General features: G+C 24.5%; 24 protein-coding genes and 1 pseudogene. 17 read left to right on the top strand and 8 right to left on the bottom strand.

Annotated features, from left to right (window positions below; translation table 4 throughout):
* Positions 1-149: 149 nt before the first annotated feature.
* Complete coding sequence (locus tag ACQH20_RS04675; RefSeq protein WP_425376696.1) at positions 150-278, top strand: hypothetical protein; 129 nt, start codon at positions 150-152, stop codon at positions 276-278.
* A gap of 170 nt (positions 279-448) precedes the next feature.
* Here the strand turns inward: ACQH20_RS04675 and ACQH20_RS04670 are convergent, their stop codons facing one another.
* Entirely contained in the window at positions 449-625 is a 177-nt protein-coding gene (locus ACQH20_RS04670; protein ID WP_425376695.1) for a hypothetical protein, read from the bottom strand.
* Between the two features lie 83 nt (positions 626-708).
* On the opposite strand from ACQH20_RS04670, the gene ACQH20_RS04665 reads away from it, so the two are divergent.
* The 12 genes from ACQH20_RS04665 (at position 709) to ACQH20_RS04610 (ending at position 5,422) form a co-directional block, all read left to right on the top strand.
* The gene (locus ACQH20_RS04665) at positions 709-987 is read left to right on the top strand and encodes a transposase (protein WP_425376694.1); all 279 of its coding nucleotides are present in this window, start codon (positions 709-711) and stop codon (positions 985-987) included.
* Between the two features lie 5 nt (positions 988-992).
* Positions 993-1,427, top strand: a complete 435-nt coding sequence (locus ACQH20_RS04660) for an IS3 family transposase (protein ID WP_425376693.1) — start codon at positions 993-995, stop codon at positions 1,425-1,427.
* A gap of 886 nt (positions 1,428-2,313) precedes the next feature.
* The gene (locus tag ACQH20_RS04655; RefSeq protein WP_425376692.1) at positions 2,314-2,526 is read left to right on the top strand and encodes a hypothetical protein; all 213 of its coding nucleotides are present in this window, start codon (positions 2,314-2,316) and stop codon (positions 2,524-2,526) included.
* A 17-nt stretch (positions 2,527-2,543) separates the two neighbouring features.
* Positions 2,544-2,666: a hypothetical protein gene (locus tag ACQH20_RS04650; RefSeq protein ID WP_425376691.1), complete on the top strand. Its 123-nt coding sequence runs from the start codon at positions 2,544-2,546 to the stop codon at positions 2,664-2,666.
* Entirely contained in the window at positions 2,659-3,318 is a 660-nt protein-coding gene (locus tag ACQH20_RS04645; protein WP_425376690.1) for a PD-(D/E)XK nuclease family protein, read from the top strand. The genes ACQH20_RS04650 and ACQH20_RS04645 overlap by 8 nt, the downstream gene beginning before the upstream one ends.
* Positions 3,308-3,532 carry a hypothetical protein gene (locus tag ACQH20_RS04640; RefSeq protein ID WP_174480767.1) on the top strand — a complete coding sequence of 75 codons (225 nt, stop codon included), beginning with the start codon at positions 3,308-3,310 and terminating at the stop codon, positions 3,530-3,532. Before ACQH20_RS04645 ends, ACQH20_RS04640 begins: the two co-directional genes overlap by 11 nt.
* Entirely contained in the window at positions 3,525-3,719 is a 195-nt protein-coding gene (locus ACQH20_RS04635) for a hypothetical protein (RefSeq protein WP_425376689.1), read from the top strand. The genes ACQH20_RS04640 and ACQH20_RS04635 overlap by 8 nt, the downstream gene beginning before the upstream one ends.
* Positions 3,710-3,886, top strand: a complete 177-nt coding sequence (locus tag ACQH20_RS04630; protein ID WP_425376688.1) for a hypothetical protein — start codon at positions 3,710-3,712, stop codon at positions 3,884-3,886. The genes ACQH20_RS04635 and ACQH20_RS04630 overlap by 10 nt, the downstream gene beginning before the upstream one ends.
* Complete coding sequence (locus ACQH20_RS04625) at positions 3,879-4,007, top strand: hypothetical protein (RefSeq protein WP_425376687.1); 129 nt, start codon at positions 3,879-3,881, stop codon at positions 4,005-4,007. Before ACQH20_RS04630 ends, ACQH20_RS04625 begins: the two co-directional genes overlap by 8 nt.
* Positions 4,000-4,863 (top strand): recombinase RecT, encoded by an 864-nt coding sequence (locus tag ACQH20_RS04620; protein ID WP_425376686.1) that lies wholly within the window; start codon positions 4,000-4,002, stop codon positions 4,861-4,863. The genes ACQH20_RS04625 and ACQH20_RS04620 overlap by 8 nt, the downstream gene beginning before the upstream one ends.
* 19 nt (positions 4,864-4,882) lie before the next feature.
* Positions 4,883-5,032, top strand: coding sequence for a hypothetical protein (locus ACQH20_RS04615; protein WP_425376685.1), 150 nt, complete (start codon positions 4,883-4,885; stop codon positions 5,030-5,032).
* Positions 5,033-5,164: 132 nt separating this feature from the next.
* A complete protein-coding gene (locus tag ACQH20_RS04610) occupies positions 5,165-5,422 on the top strand; it encodes a hypothetical protein (RefSeq protein ID WP_425376684.1) in 258 nt (85 codons plus the stop codon).
* Between the two features lie 305 nt (positions 5,423-5,727).
* On the opposite strand, the pseudogene ACQH20_RS04605 reads toward ACQH20_RS04610, so the two are convergent.
* Positions 5,728-6,968 (bottom strand): annotated as a pseudogene (locus ACQH20_RS04605) (IS256 family transposase).
* Between the two features lie 469 nt (positions 6,969-7,437).
* Between ACQH20_RS04605 and ACQH20_RS04600 the strand changes: the two are divergent.
* Positions 7,438-8,676, top strand: a complete 1,239-nt coding sequence (locus tag ACQH20_RS04600) for an IS256 family transposase (RefSeq protein WP_425377583.1) — start codon at positions 7,438-7,440, stop codon at positions 8,674-8,676.
* 161 nt (positions 8,677-8,837) lie between these two features.
* Here the strand turns inward: ACQH20_RS04600 and typA are convergent, their stop codons facing one another.
* A complete protein-coding gene (typA, locus tag ACQH20_RS04595) occupies positions 8,838-10,682 on the bottom strand; it encodes a translational GTPase TypA (RefSeq protein WP_425376683.1) in 1,845 nt (614 codons plus the stop codon).
* A 228-nt stretch (positions 10,683-10,910) separates the two neighbouring features.
* On the bottom strand, positions 10,911-11,855 hold the full coding sequence (locus ACQH20_RS04590; protein WP_425376682.1) for an IS30 family transposase: 945 nt from the start codon (positions 11,853-11,855) through the stop codon (positions 10,911-10,913).
* Between the two features lie 526 nt (positions 11,856-12,381).
* On the opposite strand from ACQH20_RS04590, the gene ACQH20_RS04585 reads away from it, so the two are divergent.
* The 3 genes from ACQH20_RS04585 (at position 12,382) to ACQH20_RS04575 (ending at position 14,737) form a co-directional block, all read left to right on the top strand.
* Positions 12,382-13,359, top strand: coding sequence for a hypothetical protein (locus ACQH20_RS04585; RefSeq protein WP_425376681.1), 978 nt, complete (start codon positions 12,382-12,384; stop codon positions 13,357-13,359).
* Positions 13,360-13,557: 198 nt separating this feature from the next.
* Entirely contained in the window at positions 13,558-14,514 is a 957-nt protein-coding gene (locus ACQH20_RS04580; RefSeq protein WP_425376680.1) for an IS3 family transposase, read from the top strand.
* Entirely contained in the window at positions 14,507-14,737 is a 231-nt protein-coding gene (locus ACQH20_RS04575) for an IS3 family transposase (RefSeq protein WP_425376679.1), read from the top strand. Before ACQH20_RS04580 ends, ACQH20_RS04575 begins: the two co-directional genes overlap by 8 nt.
* A gap of 117 nt (positions 14,738-14,854) precedes the next feature.
* Here ACQH20_RS04575 and lpdA read toward each other — a convergent pair whose 3' ends face one another.
* Genes lpdA through ACQH20_RS04555 form a run of 4 tightly spaced genes read right to left on the bottom strand, consistent with a single transcriptional unit; the run spans position 14,855 to position 19,900 of the window.
* Entirely contained in the window at positions 14,855-16,351 is a 1,497-nt protein-coding gene (gene lpdA, locus ACQH20_RS04570) for a dihydrolipoyl dehydrogenase (RefSeq protein WP_425376678.1), read from the bottom strand.
* A 16-nt stretch (positions 16,352-16,367) separates the two neighbouring features.
* Positions 16,368-17,669 carry a dihydrolipoamide acetyltransferase family protein gene (locus ACQH20_RS04565; RefSeq protein ID WP_425376677.1) on the bottom strand — a complete coding sequence of 434 codons (1,302 nt, stop codon included), beginning with the start codon at positions 17,667-17,669 and terminating at the stop codon, positions 16,368-16,370.
* Between the two features lie 30 nt (positions 17,670-17,699).
* The gene (locus tag ACQH20_RS04560; RefSeq protein WP_286642632.1) at positions 17,700-18,740 is read right to left on the bottom strand and encodes an alpha-ketoacid dehydrogenase subunit beta; all 1,041 of its coding nucleotides are present in this window, start codon (positions 18,738-18,740) and stop codon (positions 17,700-17,702) included.
* A gap of 2 nt (positions 18,741-18,742) precedes the next feature.
* Positions 18,743-19,900: a thiamine pyrophosphate-dependent enzyme gene (locus ACQH20_RS04555; RefSeq protein ID WP_425376676.1), complete on the bottom strand. Its 1,158-nt coding sequence runs from the start codon at positions 19,898-19,900 to the stop codon at positions 18,743-18,745.
* Between the last annotated feature and the right edge of the window lie 123 nt (positions 19,901-20,023).

Below are 20,023 nucleotides of genomic sequence, written 5' to 3'. Positions count from 1 at the left end.
TTTTTACAGTTTTTCTTTTTTAAAGATTGAATTTTGTTTAGAAACTATTTTAAATAATAGTTTAAGTAAAATAGATAAATTAAAAAAAATTAGTAAAGATACTATGTTAGTTATATCATTTTAGTAATAGTTTACTTGTTTATTTTTTAATGATATTATTAAAAAATGAAAGAATAGTTTATATAAAAAAAACGCAAAATGAAGTTGAATCATTACAAGAAGTAGTTGTTATTGGATTTCCTAGAACATATAATACTTTTGGTAATACTGAACTTTAATATTAAAACATAGTATTAGTTATGATAGTTTTTTAATATTCAAGAAATAAATGAAAATGGTAAACGATATTTTACAATTAATAGTGGTCAAAAATTTAATTTTATATCAATATAATTTGTTTAAAAATTAATTTTTAAAAAGCTTGTAACTTAAAAGTAACAAGCTTTTTTTACATTTTTGGTAAATTTGGTTTAAATTCACTTGTTGTTGATTGAGTTTGCAAATCCATAGTGTTAATCTTTGTGATTACTTGTTTTGGTCAAAATACTTCTTTTTGTTCTTCTGTAAAGTATTCAATTTGTTCTTTAGTAAATGATTGTATTTGTTCACTTGTGAAACTTTGCATTTGTTCTTGGATGGGTTACACTTTATTGGACACTAATTACGTAGACAAGTGAACAAATTAGTTAAAAGAAAGGAACTATAATTATGGCCAATATTAACTCATATTCAGATGAATTTAAAAAACAAATAGTAGCTTTATATCAAAGTGGTAAGTCAGTGTCTTGTCTTGCTAAAGAGTACAATGTTACAAGAGCAGCTACTTATAATTGAATTAAGCAATTTACTAATTCAGGTAGTTTTAAAACTAAAGATAATCGTTCTGTTGAAGAAAATGAATTAATTAAATTAAGAAAAGAATTAAAACAGTTAAGAATGGAAAATAATATTTTAAAGCAAGCAGCACTAATAATAGGCAGAAAATAGAGATTATGGTTGAAAATAAATCTAAATATAAAATTCGCACAATGTGTCGTTTTTTAAAAATTTCTAAATCAACATATTATTTTAATTTAAAGAAAAAAGAAAATAAAATGCAAAATAATATTTATGAACAAGCTGTTATTAGTGCTTTTAAAGAAAATAAAGAAGTTTATGGTACTAGAATATTAAAAGTCAGTATGGAAAATAAAGGTTTTCCTTTATCAAGAATAAAAATTAAAAAAATTATGAATGAACATAATTTAATATCAAAATACACGAAATTATCATTCAAAAATAATCATAATAAAGTTAATGATAATCAAATTACCAATCTTGTTAATAGAAACTTTAATAATAGGCTTAAAAATGAAGTTATTGTTAGTGATTTAACTTATGTTCAAGTTAATGGCAAATGAAACTATATTTGCTTATTAATTGTTTAACGGGACTTTCCAGCAATCTGTGTAACTTAGTGATTTTACAACTAAAATTTATTTAAAAAACACAGTTTTTAGGAAAGTCCCCATTTTTCAACCATTAACAACTATATAGTCTTTTAAAATTTTATCTTTTAAAAAAACCTTTTTATTTTTACTATTAAAACTTATGTTTCTTTTAATAACTTTAGAATTGATTATAGAAATATCAGAAACTAATAATTTTGAATTACTACTATTAGTAGTAGTATTTAACAACAAAGTATAGTTTTCTTCATTTTCGGCAAGTAATAAAAATATACTTCATAATTGTTTTAAAAAAACTAAAATATTAATTTTAGTTTCATTATTTATGAAGATAGCTTTAATACCTTGATAATTAAAAATAAATAAAGTTAACTTAATTATTTGCGTAATACTAAAAGTAAAAAAACATTTAAAAAAATTTAAAAATAAACGAAAAACTAAAATATATATAAAAATAAAAGGAATAACAGAAAAAATATTAATAGCATTTAATAAATTGGGCGCATCACTTTAACTCCTAGTTTCATAAAATAACAAAGAACGATATAACTATCGTTCTTTTTTTGTTAAAAGATTAAAACTTAATACCCTGTCGGAAGAAAAATAAATTACTGTTGGTTATAGACCTATTCTTCTATCAGTATAAAAGGATTCTAATGTTAAGCAAATTAGAAAATAACAGTATATCGCTTAATGTAATTATAGATTAATTTGAATAGCCTTATTATGGCTCAGTAAAGAACCCATTAATCTAATTCACAATTACATTTGTATTATTTAAAAAAAATAGGGGGTTTTATATATAAATACATACCTCATTAACAATATCATAACACAATAAATAAAATAAAGGAGAAAAATAAAAATGAAATATGCTTACTTATTAAAATATGAAGTTAATTATACTACTGGTCAAATAAAATATAAATTATTTTCTACAATTGAAAATGCTAATAACTTTCATAGAAATTATAAACATCATTTAATTAAAGAGGCTTATATTGAAAAATATGAAATATTAGTAATGGAATTAGACATAAATTTAAATAATAAGGAATTAAATAAAAAACTTAATTAATGAAAGGAAAAATATTTATGGAATGTAGAGAATATAGAATGGTTGGTTCTTGTGATAGATGTAGAAAACAATCTTCTTTTGGCAATAGATTATTTAATAAATGTTTTTGAATATTAATAGGTAGAAAAAAATATGAGTAAATTAATTTTTAAAAAAGAAACTCATCAATATTTTTTAGATGATAAAGAATTAATATCAGTTTCTAGAATTATTGATAATTATTTAGGTTTTGGCTATAGTCATATATCACCAGAAGTATTAAAAAATGCTTCAAATCGTGGTAAATGAGTTCATAAACTTAATGAATTATATTTACAAAATATTAATGAAGAAAATATTATTAATAATTTATTAAAAAAATTAAAACCATTAACTAATAATATAAACTATTCTTATTGTAAAAAATCACTTATGTTTTTAAAAGAAAAATTTAAAGATAAAAATAATTATGAATTTATTATTGAAAAACCTATTAATGATAGTGTAATTGCTGAAACACCAGATTTAGTTTATTTAGATAAAAAAGAAAATAAATATTATCTAGTTGATTATAAAACTTATGCTTGTATTGATGAAGATAAATTAAAAAGAATTAAATTACAATTAACTGCTTATTATTGAATGATTAAAAGCGGTCAAATCGGCATTGATATATCAGATAAAACTTATGTTTATTTAACTAATAAAAATAATCAACAAGAAATAGAAATTGAAATAACCAATGAATTATTAATTGAATGATTTAATGCTAAAACAAAATATTTTAAAGGAGAAAAAAATAATGGAATATAAACTGGAATATTGTAAAAATAAAAAATGTAATTTTAATGAATTATTAGTTAAAAATCTTAATGCTAGAATTGAATTTTTAGAATATCAAATTGAAGAAATTAATTTAAATCAATTAAATTTATGAGAATTAGATGTTTTAAGGGGTCAAATTAAAGAATTAAATATTTTAAAAAATAATATTAAAGAATGATTAAGAAGAAATAAAAATGATTAATGAAAAATCAATTAAAGAAAAAACTATTTATTCTTGTAATTCAATTGAATTTGATAATTTACCTAAAAAATTAGATAGTAATTTAAATAATTGAATTGTTATTAATAGTCATTTAATAGTTAATCCTAGTAAAAATATTGAAGTACATTTAGATAATAGATTTAAAGGAGTTAAAAAATGATTTTAATTACTACAATTAATGATATTTGACCTATAACTTGAGTACTCATTGGATTAATTATAATTGCTCCAATTATTTTAATAATAGAATTATTAATTGTACTTTTTATTCATATAAAAGATTTAATAATTGAAAAAAATAAAAAACGAAAGGAACTATTAAATAATGGATAAAAAAAGTTCTGGTATGGATAAATCAATTTTAATTTTATTAAAACATATAGGAAAAATTAATAAAAAATTAGATGAAATTTTAGAAATATTAAATAAAAAAGGAGAAGAAAATAATGAGTAATAATAAAAATGAATTAAAAATTCCTAATTTTATTAAAAGTAATAAAGAAGAATTATTAAAATTTAGAAATTATTATGAAATGATTAGAAATTCTAGTAAAGATTTAAGAAATATGAATCAACAAAGTTTATTTAATGCTTTATTTAATTTATATAAATTAAATCTTTCAATTAATCCTATTAAAAAAGAATTAGCATTAATTCCTTATGGTGATGAATTACAAGTTCAAATTCAAGAAGATGGTTGATTAACATTATTACAAAGAACTGGATTAGTTCTTGATTTTCAAAGAGAAAAAATAACATCAGCACATAAATTTAATCAAGAAAATAATAAATGAGAAATTAATCCAGCATTAATTTTTGAAAGAAAAACTATTAATACAATTGGTTATTATTGTTATATTTCACTTTTAGATAAAAATGGTAAAGTTAATAATTTTTATAAAGGTATGACAGTTGAAGAATGTCAAGAATGAAGAAAAAAATTTAGTAAAACTAAGCGTGAAGATAGTCCTTGAAATACTAGTTTTGACCAAATGGCTTTAAAAACAGTAGTTAAAGCATTAATTCGTGAAATTAATAAAACACCAATTATAGTATTAAATAATCAAGATGATATTAATTTAGCACTTCAATTAGACCAAGGTATATTAATTGATGAAGAAACAATTGCATATAAAGATAATAATGGTGATGAAGTCAAAATTATTGATTCAAATCCTAAAATGAAAGAATATCAAGATACTATTGATACTATTACTAATTCAACTGATAATACTGATTTAAATTCTACTTTATCTAAATTAAAAGAATTAGAAAAAGAAGAAGAAATTATAGAAAATTTTGAAGTGTAATAAATAAGGAGAATAAATAATGGAAATGACTACTCAAGATATTATTGATGAATATAAAAATGAATATAAACAAAATTTAATTTTTTGATTAAATAAACAAATTAGTATTTGTTTATGTGATTCTTTAAAAGAAGCAGGTAAACTTACTGCTTATTATAAAGTACTTTAATTTATAGAAAAAGGTGAATTTGATAATGAATAAAGATAATTTAAAACCATGTAAACATTATATAAATTATAACGTAGAATATTATTATTTTGGAGAATGTGATATGTGTGATGAAGAAAAGGATGTGAAATAATGAGAAACATTAGAACTGAATGATTTTATAATGAAAAAAGTCCAAAAGAAATAAAATGTCCAACTGTTGGATTATTAAAAAATAAAGAAGATGCTTTATGTTATTTATTAGCATTAAATTTATATCCAAAATTATATCCACAATGTATTTATTATTCATGAATATTAGAAAATAATCAAACTGGCTATTTAATTATTTGTGGTAATAATAGAGATACAATAGGAAATATGCAATTTAAATTTATAAAAGGAGAATAAATTAATGACGTTTTGATATTGATTTACACATTGATTTTACTTAAGTAAATGAGAATTGATGAACGTACCTATATGATATGAACTAGTTGCTAGTTTAATAATATTAATCACAATTGGTTTAATTTTAGCAATAGGATATCTAATATATATCTCAATTTTAAAAATAAAAGGAGAATAACCATTACTAAACAAGATATTTTAGAAATAATAGATAAATTAAAAGAATTAAAAAATTTAAATGGAATAACAATAAATAGGGACTTTGAGGCTTTTATGTAATCTGTGTATCTTTGTTTTACAAAGTACTAGTTTAGATTAATTCTATCTTCAAATTTTATCATAAAATGAGCAATTGCTGTATTTCAATTTTGAATGGGCATTGTTCATTTTTTTGTTATATTTTCAATTGCTAAATAAAATATTTTAAAAACTGCCATATCATTAGGAAAAACTTTTTTATTTCTGATAACTTTTCGTAATTGACTATTTACAGATTCAATAGCATTTGTTGTATAAATCACTCTTTTAATTTCTGCAGGATAACTAATAAAAACAATTAAATTATCTCAATTTTTATATCAAGATTTAGCAATTTGAGGATATTGTTTATTTCACTTATTTTCAAAGGATTCTAAAGCCTGCATTGCTTGTTCTTCACTACATGCAGTATAAATTGGTTTTAAATCTGCAACTAGAGATTTTCTATGCTTATATGAGACATATTTCAAACTATTTCTAATTTGATGAACTATGCATAATTGATGTTCTGTTTTAAGATAAACTGATTGTATTGCTTATGACATGCCTGTTAAATTATCACTGCAGGCAATAAGAATATCATTTAAGCCACGATTTTTCATTTCTGTTAAATTTGCTAATCAAAATTTAGCACCTTCATTTTCACTAATTCATAAACCTAAAACATCTTTTTTACCTTCTAAATCAACTCCTAAAGCTATATAAACTGATTTATTAATAATCCTTTTATCTTGTCGTACTTTCACTATTATGCAATCAAAATAAACAATCGGATAGACACTTTCTAATGGTCGATTTTGCCATGCTTTTACATCATCAATAACATCATCAGTAATTTGACTAATAACACTTTCACTAATATCAGCACCATGATATAACTCTTGTAATTGCATTCTAATATCTGATAATGTCATACCTTTTGCATATAAAGAAAGAACTTGTTGATCAAAACCTTCAAATCTTCTTTGTCTTTTTTGCAACTATTACAGGATTAAAATTACTATTGCGATCTCGTGGTACATCAATCTCAATTTTACCTTGTTGAGTTATTAATTTTTTTGAACTTATACCATTACGAGCATTGTCACTATTACTATGTTGATTCTTATCATATCCTAAATAATTTTGCATCTCAGAATTCAACATTTTTTCTACTAATCTTTTTTGTTAATTCTTTATACAATCCCCCCTCTTTAAAAACTGTTGTTAAATCTTCAGTATTTTCTAATAATAAATCTACTGCTTTTGATATTGGATCATTATTATTAATATTTTGCTTTTTAGCCATCTGTAACTCACTCTTTCTAGTCATTTAATTATATTTACTAGAATTAATTAAACATAGTTATTTTTGTAAGTTACACAGATTACTAAACATTACCATATTAATTTCAGTTTGTTGGTTATTGTTATTATTTGCTATTCATAAACTACTTTTTACAACGCTTGTATCTAATTGATAATAAAAATTAATTATTTCTCAACTATAATTTTTATTATTTTCTTTAGTTGTATAATCACCATAACTTATATATATTCTATAATGTGTTTTATCTTTAAATATATATTTTATATAATTTTGATTATTATTATTTTTATCTGTTATAACTTCTCCTACTTCTTTTCAATTTGAACGACTTGGAGTTGGTGTTGGATTTATTTTGGTAATGTTTAGTAATCTGTGTAACTTACAAAAATAACTATGTTTAATTAATTCTAGTAAATATAATTAAATGACTAGAAAGAGTGAGTTACAGATGGCTAAAAAGCAAAATATTAATAATAATGATCCAATATCAAAAGCAGTAGATTTATTATTAGAAAATACTGAAGATTTAACAACAGTTTTTAAAGAGGGAGGATTGTATAAAGAATTAACAAAAAGATTAGTAGAAAAAATCTTGAATTCTGAGATGCAAAATTATTTAGGATATGATAAGAATCAACATAGTAATAGTGACAATGCTCGTAATGGTATAAGTTCAAAAAAATTAATAACTCAACAAGGTAAAATTGAGATTGATGTACCACGAGATCGCAATAGTAATTTTAATCCTGTAATAGTTGCAAAAAGACAAAGAAGATTTGATGGTTTTGATCAACAAGTTCTTTCTTTATATGCAAAAGGTATGACATTATCAGATATTAGAATGCAATTACAAGAGTTATATCATGGTGCTGATATTAGTGAAAGTGTTATTAGTCAAATTACTGATGATGTTATTGATGATGTAAAAGCATGGCAAAATCGACCATTAGAAAGTGTCTATCCGATTGTTTATTTTGATTGCATAATAGTGAAAGTACGACAAGATAAAAGGATTATTAATAAATCAGTTTATATAGCTTTAGGAGTTGATTTAGAAGGTAAAAAAGATGTTTTAGGTTTATGAATTAGTGAAAATGAAGGTGCTAAATTTTGATTAGCAAATTTAACAGAAATGAAAAATCGTGGCTTAAATGATATTCTTATTGCCTGCAGTGATAATTTAACAGGCATGTCAGAAGCAATACAATCAGTTTATCTTAAAACAGAACATCAATTATGCATAGTTCATCAAATTAGAAATAGTTTGAAATATGTCTCATATAAGCATAGAAAATCTCTAGTTGCAGATTTAAAACCAATTTATACTGCATGTAGTGAAGAACAAGCAATGCAGGCTTTAGAATCCTTTGAAAATAAGTGAAATAAACAATATCCTCAAATTGCTAAATCTTGATATAAAAATTGAGATAATTTAATTGTTTTTATTAGTTATCCTGCAGAAATTAAAAGAGTGATTTATACAACAAATGCTATTGAATCTGTAAATAGTCAATTACGAAAAGTTATCAGAAATAAAAAAGTTTTTCCTAATGATATGGCAGTTTTTAAAATATTTTATTTAGCAATTGAAAATATAACAAAAAAATGAACAATGCCCATTCAAAATTGAAATACAGCAATTGCTCATTTTATGATAAAATTTGAAGATAGAATTAATCTAAACTAGTACTTTGTAAAACAAAGATACACAGATTACAAGCCTGGGACTTTCCTAAAAACTGTGTTTTTTAAATAAATTTTAGTTGTAAAATCAGTAAGTTACACAGATTGCTGGAAAGTCCCAAAAGCCTCTATAATCCTTTTAATTTTTTAAAAAAATCATAAGTATTACTTACGATTTCTATTTTGTTTACGTTCATTTTCAGTCAAGAATTTTTTACGCATACGAATATTTTGTGGTGTTACTTCAACTAATTCATCGCTAGAAATAAATTCTAAAGATTCTTCTAAACTAAAAATAGTTGGTGGTGTTAATCTAACAGCTTCATCATTACCTGAACTTCTAGTATTTGTTAATTGTTTTGCTTTGCAAGGATTAACATCTAAATCTTTATCACGATTACTTAAACCAATAATCATTCCTTCATACACTTTAGTTTGTGGTTTAACAAATAAAGTACCACGTTCTTCTAAAGAATTTAAAGCATAAGGTAATGTTGTCCCTGTAATCATACTTACTAGAACGCCATTTCTGTTATTATTAATTTCGCCTTTTAATGGTTCATATGTAAGGAAACTACGAACCATAACACCAGTTCCGCGAGTAATATTAACGTATTGACGACCAAATCCAATTAATCCTCTTGTTGGAATATGAAAAATAATTTTATCACGAACATTATCAGAATCCATATTAGTCATAATACCTTTTCTTAGATTTAAATTATTAATAACAGTACTACTATATTCAGTAGGATGATTTAAAATAATTTCTTCGACTGGTTCAGTGGTGTGTCCTTTTTCATCTTTTTTAAATACTACTTCCGGTTTAGAAATACCTAATTCAAAGCCTTCGCGACGCATATTTTCAATTAAAACAGATAAATGTAATTCACCACGACCAAAAACTTTAAAACCATCAGCATTACTTCCAAATAATTGTTCTATTTTTAAACCAACATTAGTTTCTAATTCTCTTGTTAAACGTTCTTTAATTTTATTACTAGTTACTAGTTTACCTTCAGTTCCAGAAAATGGTGAATTATTAACAAGGAAATTCATTGACATTGTTGGGGCCTGTATTGTAATTGGTTCCATTGGCACAACATTATCTTTATCACAAATAGTATTACCAATTGTTATATTTTCAATACCCGCTATGCAAACAATATCACCAGCAACAGCGTTTTTAACAGCTACTCGTTTTAATCCTTGATAAACAAATAAATATTTTACTTTAGCTTTTCTTTTTAAATCATAATCATCAACAACAATTATTTCTTGTCCTTCAGAAATAGTACCTTGAAATAATCTACCAATTCCAATTCTGCCAATAAAACTATCATAATCTAATGAACTAATTTGCATTTGTAAAGGCTCATTATATTTTACTAATTTAGAAATTTTAGCATGTTTAATAATTGTTTCAAATAATGGTTCTAAATTTTCACTTGGTTGATTCAATTCATATTGGGCAATACCTTGTTTAGTAATTCCATAAAGTGTTGGAAAGTCTAACTGTTCATCATTAGGATTTAATTCCATAAAAAGTTCTAATACTTCATCTTTTACTTCTTCAATTCTTTGGTCCTTTTTATCAATTTTGTTAATCATTAAAATTGGATTTAAGTTATGTTCTAGTGCTTTTTGCAATACAAAACGAGTTTGTGGCATTGGTCCCTCAACACTATCAACTAGTAAAATAACACAGTCTACTGTTTTCATAATTCTTTCAACTTCAGAGGAAAAGTCAGCATGACCAGGTGTATCAATAATATTAATTTTTGTATTACCATGCATGATTGAACAATTTTTAGAATAAATAGTAATTCCTCGTTGACGTTCTTGATCATTAATATCCATTATTTGTTCAACAATAACTTGGTTTTGATGAAAAATATTTGATTGCTTTAATAAAGCATCAACTAATGTTGACTTTCCAACATCGACGTGTGCTATCACTGCAATATTAATAATTTTTTGTTCAGCAGAAACTTTTTCTTGTTCAGACATTTTTCATTCTCCGTTATTCTTAAATTTTGACATTATATAAATTATACGCAATATTTTTAAATTTAGTAAAATAATTAAAAAAATAATTTATTTAAAATGATTTTTTTGACATATAATAATTATTTAAATCTTATGATTTGTGATTTTTTTTCATTTTCATGAGTTTTATTTCTATATTTACTTTTTTCACCTGAATTGTAAATATAAATGGGACAAATGGGACAGTTTTTAAAATAATTGTATTAAGTCTATTGGGCTTTTATAAGATAGTGATTTTCTGGGTGTAGAATTAATTTGAAATGCTATAGCATTTAAGTCTTTTTGTTTATATAAAGATAGATCTGTAGATTTTGGTAAATATCTTCTTAAAATACCATTATTATTTTCATTTAAACCTCTTTGACAAGGTTTGCCAGGATCTGCAAAATAAATCTTAACATTGCAAATTTTTTCGATTAATTTTCATTTACTAAATTCTTTACCACGATCAAAAGTAATAGTTTTAACTGTTCCTTTTTGTAACTTTGAAATAAATTTTATTATACTTTTTGTAATATTTTTTGCTTTATGATTTTTAGAAACTAAAGGAATTGTGGTTTTTGATCATATATCAGCTAAAGTAATAATAGAACTTTTATGATCTTTACCAATGATAGTATCACCCTCTAAATGACCAAATTCTTGTATATTTTTAATATTAGGAATGATTAAATTTCTTTCATGAATAGATTTACAATTATTAATTCGTCCTCTAGTTTCTTTTTGTTTATGAGGTTTATTTTTTCCTTTTCTCAATAAGTTATTTTCATCAAAACCCATTCGATTTGTTTTAAACATGTTATATAAAGTTTTTGTTGAAATACTTTTTATTTTATTTTCCTTTAAAAAATTAGCAATTATATCAAGCGCATAATTTTTAGTAATTAACAAATAATTAATAGTATTAATTTCTGTTAAAGTTAAAATTATTAATTTTCTACCTGCATTTTGCTTCTTTTTTTGAATTTGATTCAATATTTCTAATGGTAATAAGTTTTGATTTAATAATCTGCAAACTCTATGTACAGTTGATTTACTATAATCAACAGCTTTTGCTATTTTACGAATTGAAAATTCATAACTTTTATATTCTTTTATTGCTATTATTGATTCAATAGTCAGATACTTATACATTGTGCTAATTCCTTTCTTTTCTTAATTATAGAATTAACACAATTTAATTTTTATATAAATGTCCTTTTTAATTTTACAATTCAGGAAAAATTATTAAAATTGGTAATTTTTACTAAAATTTAAAAAAGTCATTTATAATGATAGGAGATTAAAAGAGATAACTGACTTTTAAAATATATTTTAATTAAAAGTTATCAAATTATAAAAGAAAGTTAGGTGCCAAATAATGTTAATTAATATAACAACTAATAATTACATCATTAAAATAGAGGTTTTTTATTTCAATGTTTCATTGATGCAAACTTAACTATTGAACAAAAAAATACATCTGATTATCTAATGATTTAAAAATCTAAAGTTAATAGTCATTTTTTAACTTGTTTAAAAAAATTATTAAAATTGGTAATTTTTACTAAAATTTAAAAAAGTCATTTATAATGATAGAATATTAAAGAAGATAGTTGACCTTAAAACACTTTTTAATTAAATTATTAAAACTACAAAAAAGAAAGTTAGGTGCCAAATAATGTTAATTAACAAAACAGCTGATGAGTGTATCATTGAAACTGGCGGTGCTTTATTCCAATGTTTCGTTGATACAAATTTAACTGTTGATCAAAAAAAAATGTGTATAAATTGAATTGTTTTATTTTTAAACTATCAAGATGCAGTTATTCTTTGTGATGAAGAAAAAATTAATAGTTTACAAAAAGAACTTTCAGAAACATTCACAACAGATTATTATAAAAATGCTTTAAAAGAATTTAATAATGCAAATCTTATATATAAAAAAAATATACTTACCAATTTTAAAAACGTATGTTTGGAAAATACTTCACAAGATATTATTAATATTATCACTCAATTCCATCAGTCATTTATTAAAACAATAGATGAACATAAAAAATCACTTACCTTTTTGAATTTAAATAAAATATATGAAAATCTTTTATTATTATTTTTTATAATTCACTACCATTTAGGCTATCAATTTAAACAAGAATTAATTCCAATCATTAGAAGTTTCACTAATATGATTAAAATTCCTATTTATATTGAACAAAATGATAGTCATGTTAAAATGTTATTAATGAAAAAAATTTTGCAAGATAATGAAGAATTATTTGAAGATCTCGAATTAATTCAATTGAGAAATTTTATTCATAGTTTAGATGATATATTTGCTAATGGTCTTAATATTAGTAGTGCTATTGAAAAATTAATATTAACTAGACCACATAAAATAAAACATTCAATGAATATGTTATTTAAAAAACACGGTATTAAACTACAAGAAATACTTTGAAAAAATAATAAAGAAAGTAATCCTACCATTGGTAATATGATTATGCACTTATTTGCTTATGAAACATATTATGTGCAAAGAAATCACAACTATGAAACATATGAACAACTAGTATTAAATAATGTTTTAACAGATCCTCTTTTTCAAAAAATATTTATTGAATATAAAACAAAAAATCAAATCAATAAGGTTATTTAAAAATAATGATTACTTTAATTTTTTACTTAGAAAATTAAAGTAATTTTTTTACACTTTTTTTATTTATAGATCATAGATAAATATTTTTAAATATCATTATAAAATTAACTTGTCACTACTATGAACATCTAGAATAAAGTAGACACAGAATTGTAACCTTTGTGTTAAAAATACTTTAAGGAAGGTGTTCATTTTTTTATGGCTAAATGACTATCAAAAGAAGAAAAGTTAAAAATAATAAAAATAAGTAAAATTAAAACAATTGATAAAACAGCATTAGAGTATGGTATTGGTCGATCATCAATAAAAGAATGAATTAAAGCATATAAATTATTAGGTGAAAAAGGTTTAGAATATGGCAATGGAATTCGTGCTAAAAAAACCAAAAGAACAGGTCGACCCAAATCTTTAAATTTTAATGAAATGACAAAACAAGAATTAATTGAATATATTGAGGCAATGAACGATATAAAAAAGTATTTAGAAAAATCGACAAAAAAGAAGAAATATTTTGTGATTTTCTCATTGAAGAAAAAATATCAGATTAGTTATTTATGTTGATTATTAAATGTTTCAAAATCAGGATATTATAAGTGAATTAAGAATGGAATGAATGAATTTAATAAATGAGATACATTTTTAGCTAATATAATTAAAAATATTTTTTATGAATTTCAAGAAATTTATGGTTATAAAATGATAACTTTATGAATTAACAAAATTTATAATTTAAAATTAAAATTTCATATTGTATATAGATATATGAAAAATATGAGTTTAAAAGCTAAGGTTCGCATAAAAAAATTTGATTATAGAACTAAATCAGGAAGTTTAAGATATGATAATTTATTAAAACGTGATTTTTCAACTACTAATTTAAATGAAAAATTAGGTACTGATATAACTTATTTATTAACTAATGGTAAAACATATTATTTATCAATTGTTAAAGATTTTCATAATAATGAAATATTAGATTATAAAATAAGTGCAAGTTTAGACATGACATTTGTTGTCCAAAACATTATCCAAGCTTGAGTTAATGCTCAAAAACCTACTTCATGAATTTTACAATCAGATCAAGGATTTCACTATACAAATCCTTCTTATAAAATTTTATGTGATGAATTAAAAAATAAAAATTTCAATGTCTAGAAGAGGTAATTCCTGTGATAATGGTGCTACTGAAACTTGATTTGGAACAATGAAAACAGAATTTCTATATCAAATTCCAAGAAAAAATAGAACTATTGAATGAATACAAGACAACTTACCTAAATATATTTACTTTTATAATAATTATCGACCTCAAATAAAATTAAAAGGAATGAGTCCAATCGAATATCGATTAGCTCATTCCAAACCAACAAATAATTAGTTCATACCTATAAATTTAACACTTACAAACGCTATTTTATAAAATTTAATAAAAGGTTACTTTTATTGTCCACTTTTCTTGACAAGTTCAAATTTTTAGGTACATTTTTATTTTTTTCTATTTTTTATTAACTTTGTATCATTCTAATTCTAAATCTTGTGCAACATCCATAACTACTTCTGACATTGTTGGATGTGGATGACAAGAAGAGGCTAATTCAACAATAGTACCTTCCGTTTGCATAATATTAACAATTTCAGCAATTATATCAGTAGCCGTTGAACATAAAATATGAGCACCTAGGATTTCTCCATATTTTTTATCAATAATTATTTTAACAAAACCATCAGTCTCACCATCAGCCAATGCCTTACCATTAATAGTAAATGGTATTTTCTTCATCAAATATTCTTTACCTAAAGATTTACATTCAGTTTCAGTTAAACCAACACTTGCCACTTCAGGGAATGAATAAATACAACTAGGCATTTTATTATAATCTACTTCTTGCTCTTTCAATGGCTGATTATCAGCATCCGTTCTATCTTCTTTAACTAAAATATTATTAAGTGCTGCTAATCCTTGTGTTGACGCAACGTGAGCAAGCATTCTTTGTCCATTAGCATCTCCAATTACATATATATTATCAATAACATTATTGTTAGCATCTAAAGCTTCCAATTTATTATTTACGGCAAATGCTTGATTAGGCTTAATTTGAATTCCCAAATTAGTAAAACCTTCAGTAATTGGCGTTCTTCCAGTACTTAATAAACAATAGTCACTAGTTACTGTTAATGGTTTTTTATGTTCTTTATCGGTTGCAGCATAATAAGTTAAAGTTTTATCCTTTAATTCATTAACACTATGACCAGTAATAATATTAACACCATTTTTTTCAAGAATTTTAGTTAAAGTTGTACTAATATCTTCATCTAGTAATGCTAAAATACGATCTAAATATTCAATAATAGTAACTTTAGTACCAAGTGTACTAAATAAACAAGCAAACTCAATTCCAATAACACCACCACCAATAATAGTTAGTGTTTTTGGAACTTCTTTTAAAGAAAGAATTTCAGTCGAAGTTAATAATGTTTGGTTTGTTTTTAAATCTTTTTCACTTAAACCTTGTGGACCATTAGGATTATCAAACATTTTTACTTTTGAACCAGTAGCAATTATCATATATTTAGTAGTATATTTCTTTTCTTTACCGTCTTTAGCTTTCACTAAAATCGTATTTTTATCAATAGCACTTCCAGTCCCTAATAATTGTTCAACTTTATTAGATTTCATTAAAAAGCCAACACCACCAGTTAAACCTTTAACAACACCAGCTTTACGATCTTGCATTACTTTTCAATTAATTTCAATATTTTTTTTATCTTTAATAGCAACACCATATTTATCAGCATTTTCAATATAATGAAAAACTTTTGCGCCCTTTAGTAACGTCTTAGTAGGAATACATCCAACATTTAAACAGACTCCACCTCAGTTATCTTTTTCAACAATTGCAGTTTTTAAACCCATCTTTGCTGCTCGAGCCGCTGTTACATAACCACCAGGACCTGCCCCGATAATTATTAAATAAAAATCATAGTTAGACATCTTTTACATTTTCTCCTTAAGCTAAAATTAATGTTGGATTTTCTAATAACTCTTTAAGTCGAGAAAGGAAATAACCAGCAGGTGCACCATCAATAACACGATGATCAATTGAAAGTGATAACGGAAAGAACTTATGTTCAACAATTTTACCATCAGCAATAATTAGTTTTTTTTGCATCATTCCTAGACCCAAAATTGCTACTTCTGGATAATTAATAACTGGTGTTCCCATTTCAATTCCTGCTGAACCAAAATTAGTAATAGTAAATGATCCACCTTGCATTTCATCACCTTTTAATAGTCCCTTACGAGCTTTATCACCCAATGAATTAACTTGTCTTGCTATTTCAAATAATGAAAGTTGATCAGCATTTTTAATAACAGGAACTACTAAACCCTTTTCAGTATCAGCTGCCATACCAATGTTATAATATTTTTTAACAAGAATTTCATTATTAGCCATGTTCAAAGTTGAATTAAGTAATTTAAATCGTTCTTCTTTTAACGCTTTAGCAACAGCCTTTACAAAGAATGGCATAAATGTTAATTTAGCACTACCATCTGGATCTTTTTCCGCTGGTTCTTTTAAAGTTGCACGTAATTGTACTAAGTTTTCAGCATCAACATTAATCATTAAACTAACATGTGGTGCTGTATAAACTGATAATGACATTTGATTAGCAACAGCCTTACGAATTCCTGATAATGGTAAATGTTCAACATTACCAAAACTTTCGATTTTAGTAACATTAATAACTTGTGAACTAATAGTTGTAGCAGAAACTGAAGATATTGAATTAATAGGTGTTGTTGATGCAGTAGCACTAGTTGTTGTACCACCATTCTTGGCATTTAATAAATCATCTTTTAAAATTCTACCACGAGGACCAGTTCCTTTAATTGTTCCCATATCAACACCTAAGTCACGAGCCATTCTACGTGCTAATGGTGTTGCTAATACTTTACCCGTTTGTTGAATAGGTTGCACATTTTGTTTTGGTAATTCAACTGGTGATACTGTAGATGTACTAGCAACTGATTCAGATTTTGGTGAAGAATTTGTTGATGAAGGACTTTTATTATCACTAATCGTCCCACCAAACTCAACAATAACAGCACCTGACTTAATACTTTCTCCTTCTTTAACAAGAATCTTAGAAACTTTACCATCTGCTTCGGCTTTAATACTATCTGAAGCTTTATCTGCTTCGATATCAACAACATTATCACCTTTTTTTACATTATCTCCAACTTTAACATGAATTTGAGTTACAGTAACTTCATCGATTCCATCCATATCTTTAAACTTCAATTCCATCTTTTCACTTTCCTTTCTTTAAACAACTAACTAAACTGGATAATTCATCATTAGTTTAACTTTTTCCATAATTTTATCTGGACTAATTATAAATCATTTTTCACCTTTAGACAGTGGAACAGTAATATCATAACCTGTTAATCTTGTTGGAGGACATTCTAAATATTCAAAACACTTTTCATTAACAACGGTAATAATTTCTGAGGCAACTGAAAATGAACGAACCGCTTCTGAAACAACTAATAATCTTCCTGTTTTTTTAACAGAATTAACAACTGTTTCTTCATCTCATGGTTGTAATGTTTGTAAATCAATTAATTCAATTTTAAAATTTTCTTTTTCTTCTAAAATTTTAACAGCAGCTTCACAATCATAAACTTTTGAACCATAAGTTACAATCGTTAAATCAGGTTTTTCTTCAGCCTTATATTCTTTAAGAACTTTAGCTTTACCAAGAACAGCCACTTCATAAGCATCACTAACTTCTTCTCTAACATCATATGTATAATTATTGCTAGTATAACTATTGAAATAAGTTCCTAAACATTCTAAAACAATAACAGGATCTGGACTTTCAATTGCTGCCAATAATAATTTTTTAGTATCATTAGGTTTTGAAGTCATAACTACTTTTAAACCTGGAATATGACAAAATAAAGCTTCAATTGCTTCTGAATGATGCTCCAAAGCACCATTATTACCATTATTTCAATCATATGAAGGCATACGTACTACCATTGGACAAGTGAATCTACCACGAGAACGATTTCTCATTCGTGCAGCATGACATAACAATTGTTGAAAAGCAGGGAAAGCAAATCCTGAAAATTGCATTTCAATAATTGGATTTAAACCATTAATTGCCATTCCAACGGCACTACCAGCAATAACTGCTTCAGCAATTGGTGCATCAAAACAACGATTAACGCCAAATTTTGCTTGTAAACCTTTAGTTGCTCGAAAAACACCACCAACATTACCTGCATCTTCACCATAAACAACAACATTAGGATTTTTTTTCATTGCTAATTCTAAGGCTAAAGTAATAGCTTGCACATTATTTCTTTTCATAATTATTTTTTCTCTCCTTCATTGAAGAAAGCTTTTGCTTCTGCTTTTTGTTCTATTAATTGTGGTGTTAATTTTTCATATGTATAATCAAATATTTCATCAATTGAAACACTTTCATTTTTTAATGCTCAAGTAATTGCATCATTAACCTTTTTAGTAATTTGTTTATCTAATTCTGCTTGTTTGTTGTCATCTCAAAGTTTAATTGATTTTAAATATTCTCTAATACGATCGATTGGATCTTTTTTTAATCATTCTTGTTCAATTTTATAATCTTCAGCAGAAAAATAATCTTTTTTAATATCAAAAGCAGAATGCGCATTTTGACGATAAGTAACAGCTTCAATTAATGAAGGACCATTACCTTTTTTTGCTCTTTCAATTGCTTCTTGTGTTGCATAATAAACAGCAAAAAAATCATTACCATCAACACGAATATTAGGTACACCAAATGCTGTTCCTTTTTGTGCAAAAGTTGGACTCATTGTTGCTTTAGCAGTTGGTGTATCTAATGATCACTGATTATTTTCAACAAAGAAAACAACAGCTAATTTATGGATAGCAGCAAAATTAATTGCTTCAGAAAACTCACCTTCAGAAGTACCACCATCACCAATCGTAGTAATAACAATTCCTTTATCTTTTTTATATTTTTCAGCAAAAGCAATACCTGTTGCATGTGAATATTGAGTAGCAATTGGAATATTAACTGGTAAAATATTAACACCTTTCGGCATTTGACTTCCCATTTCATTTCCTAATCAATATTGAATTACTTTTTCAACTGGATATCCAGCAGTAATTCATGCTGCATTATTACGATAAGCTGCTACTAATCAATCAATACCTGGTCGTAAGCAACTAGCATAAGCAACTTCAACACCTTCTTGACCTTTTGAAGATAAAAAGTTAATAACTTTTCCGATTACTTTTGGAATTCCATTTACTAATTTAACTTGTCCTTTTTCATCTTTTTCATAGTTTAATTCCATTTGCATTTGTTCTTGTATTCGTGAAAAACACATGTTTTCATATGCTTTTAATAAAACCTTACTATCAAATTTTTTTAAATAATCAACAAAATTAGGATTAATTGCTCCTTTTTCATTTAATATTTGAAAAATTTCTTTTTGGGGATTATCAAATTTCTCAACTCACATTTAAATTTTCCTCCTAAATATTTTAGTTAATTGCAGTTACACTTTTAATTATACTAATTTTTAAAATAATGAATGAACATACATTTTCATTATACTACTAATAATTGTTGGTTCAAGATAATT

Source organism: Spiroplasma endosymbiont of Aleiodes alternator, assembly GCF_964031135.1.
Lineage (GTDB): Bacteria > Bacillota_I > Bacilli_A > Mycoplasmatales > VBWQ01 > Spiroplasma_E.
The sequence above is the reverse complement of the archived record's forward strand: the minus strand, read 5'-3'. Positions and strand labels throughout refer to the sequence as shown.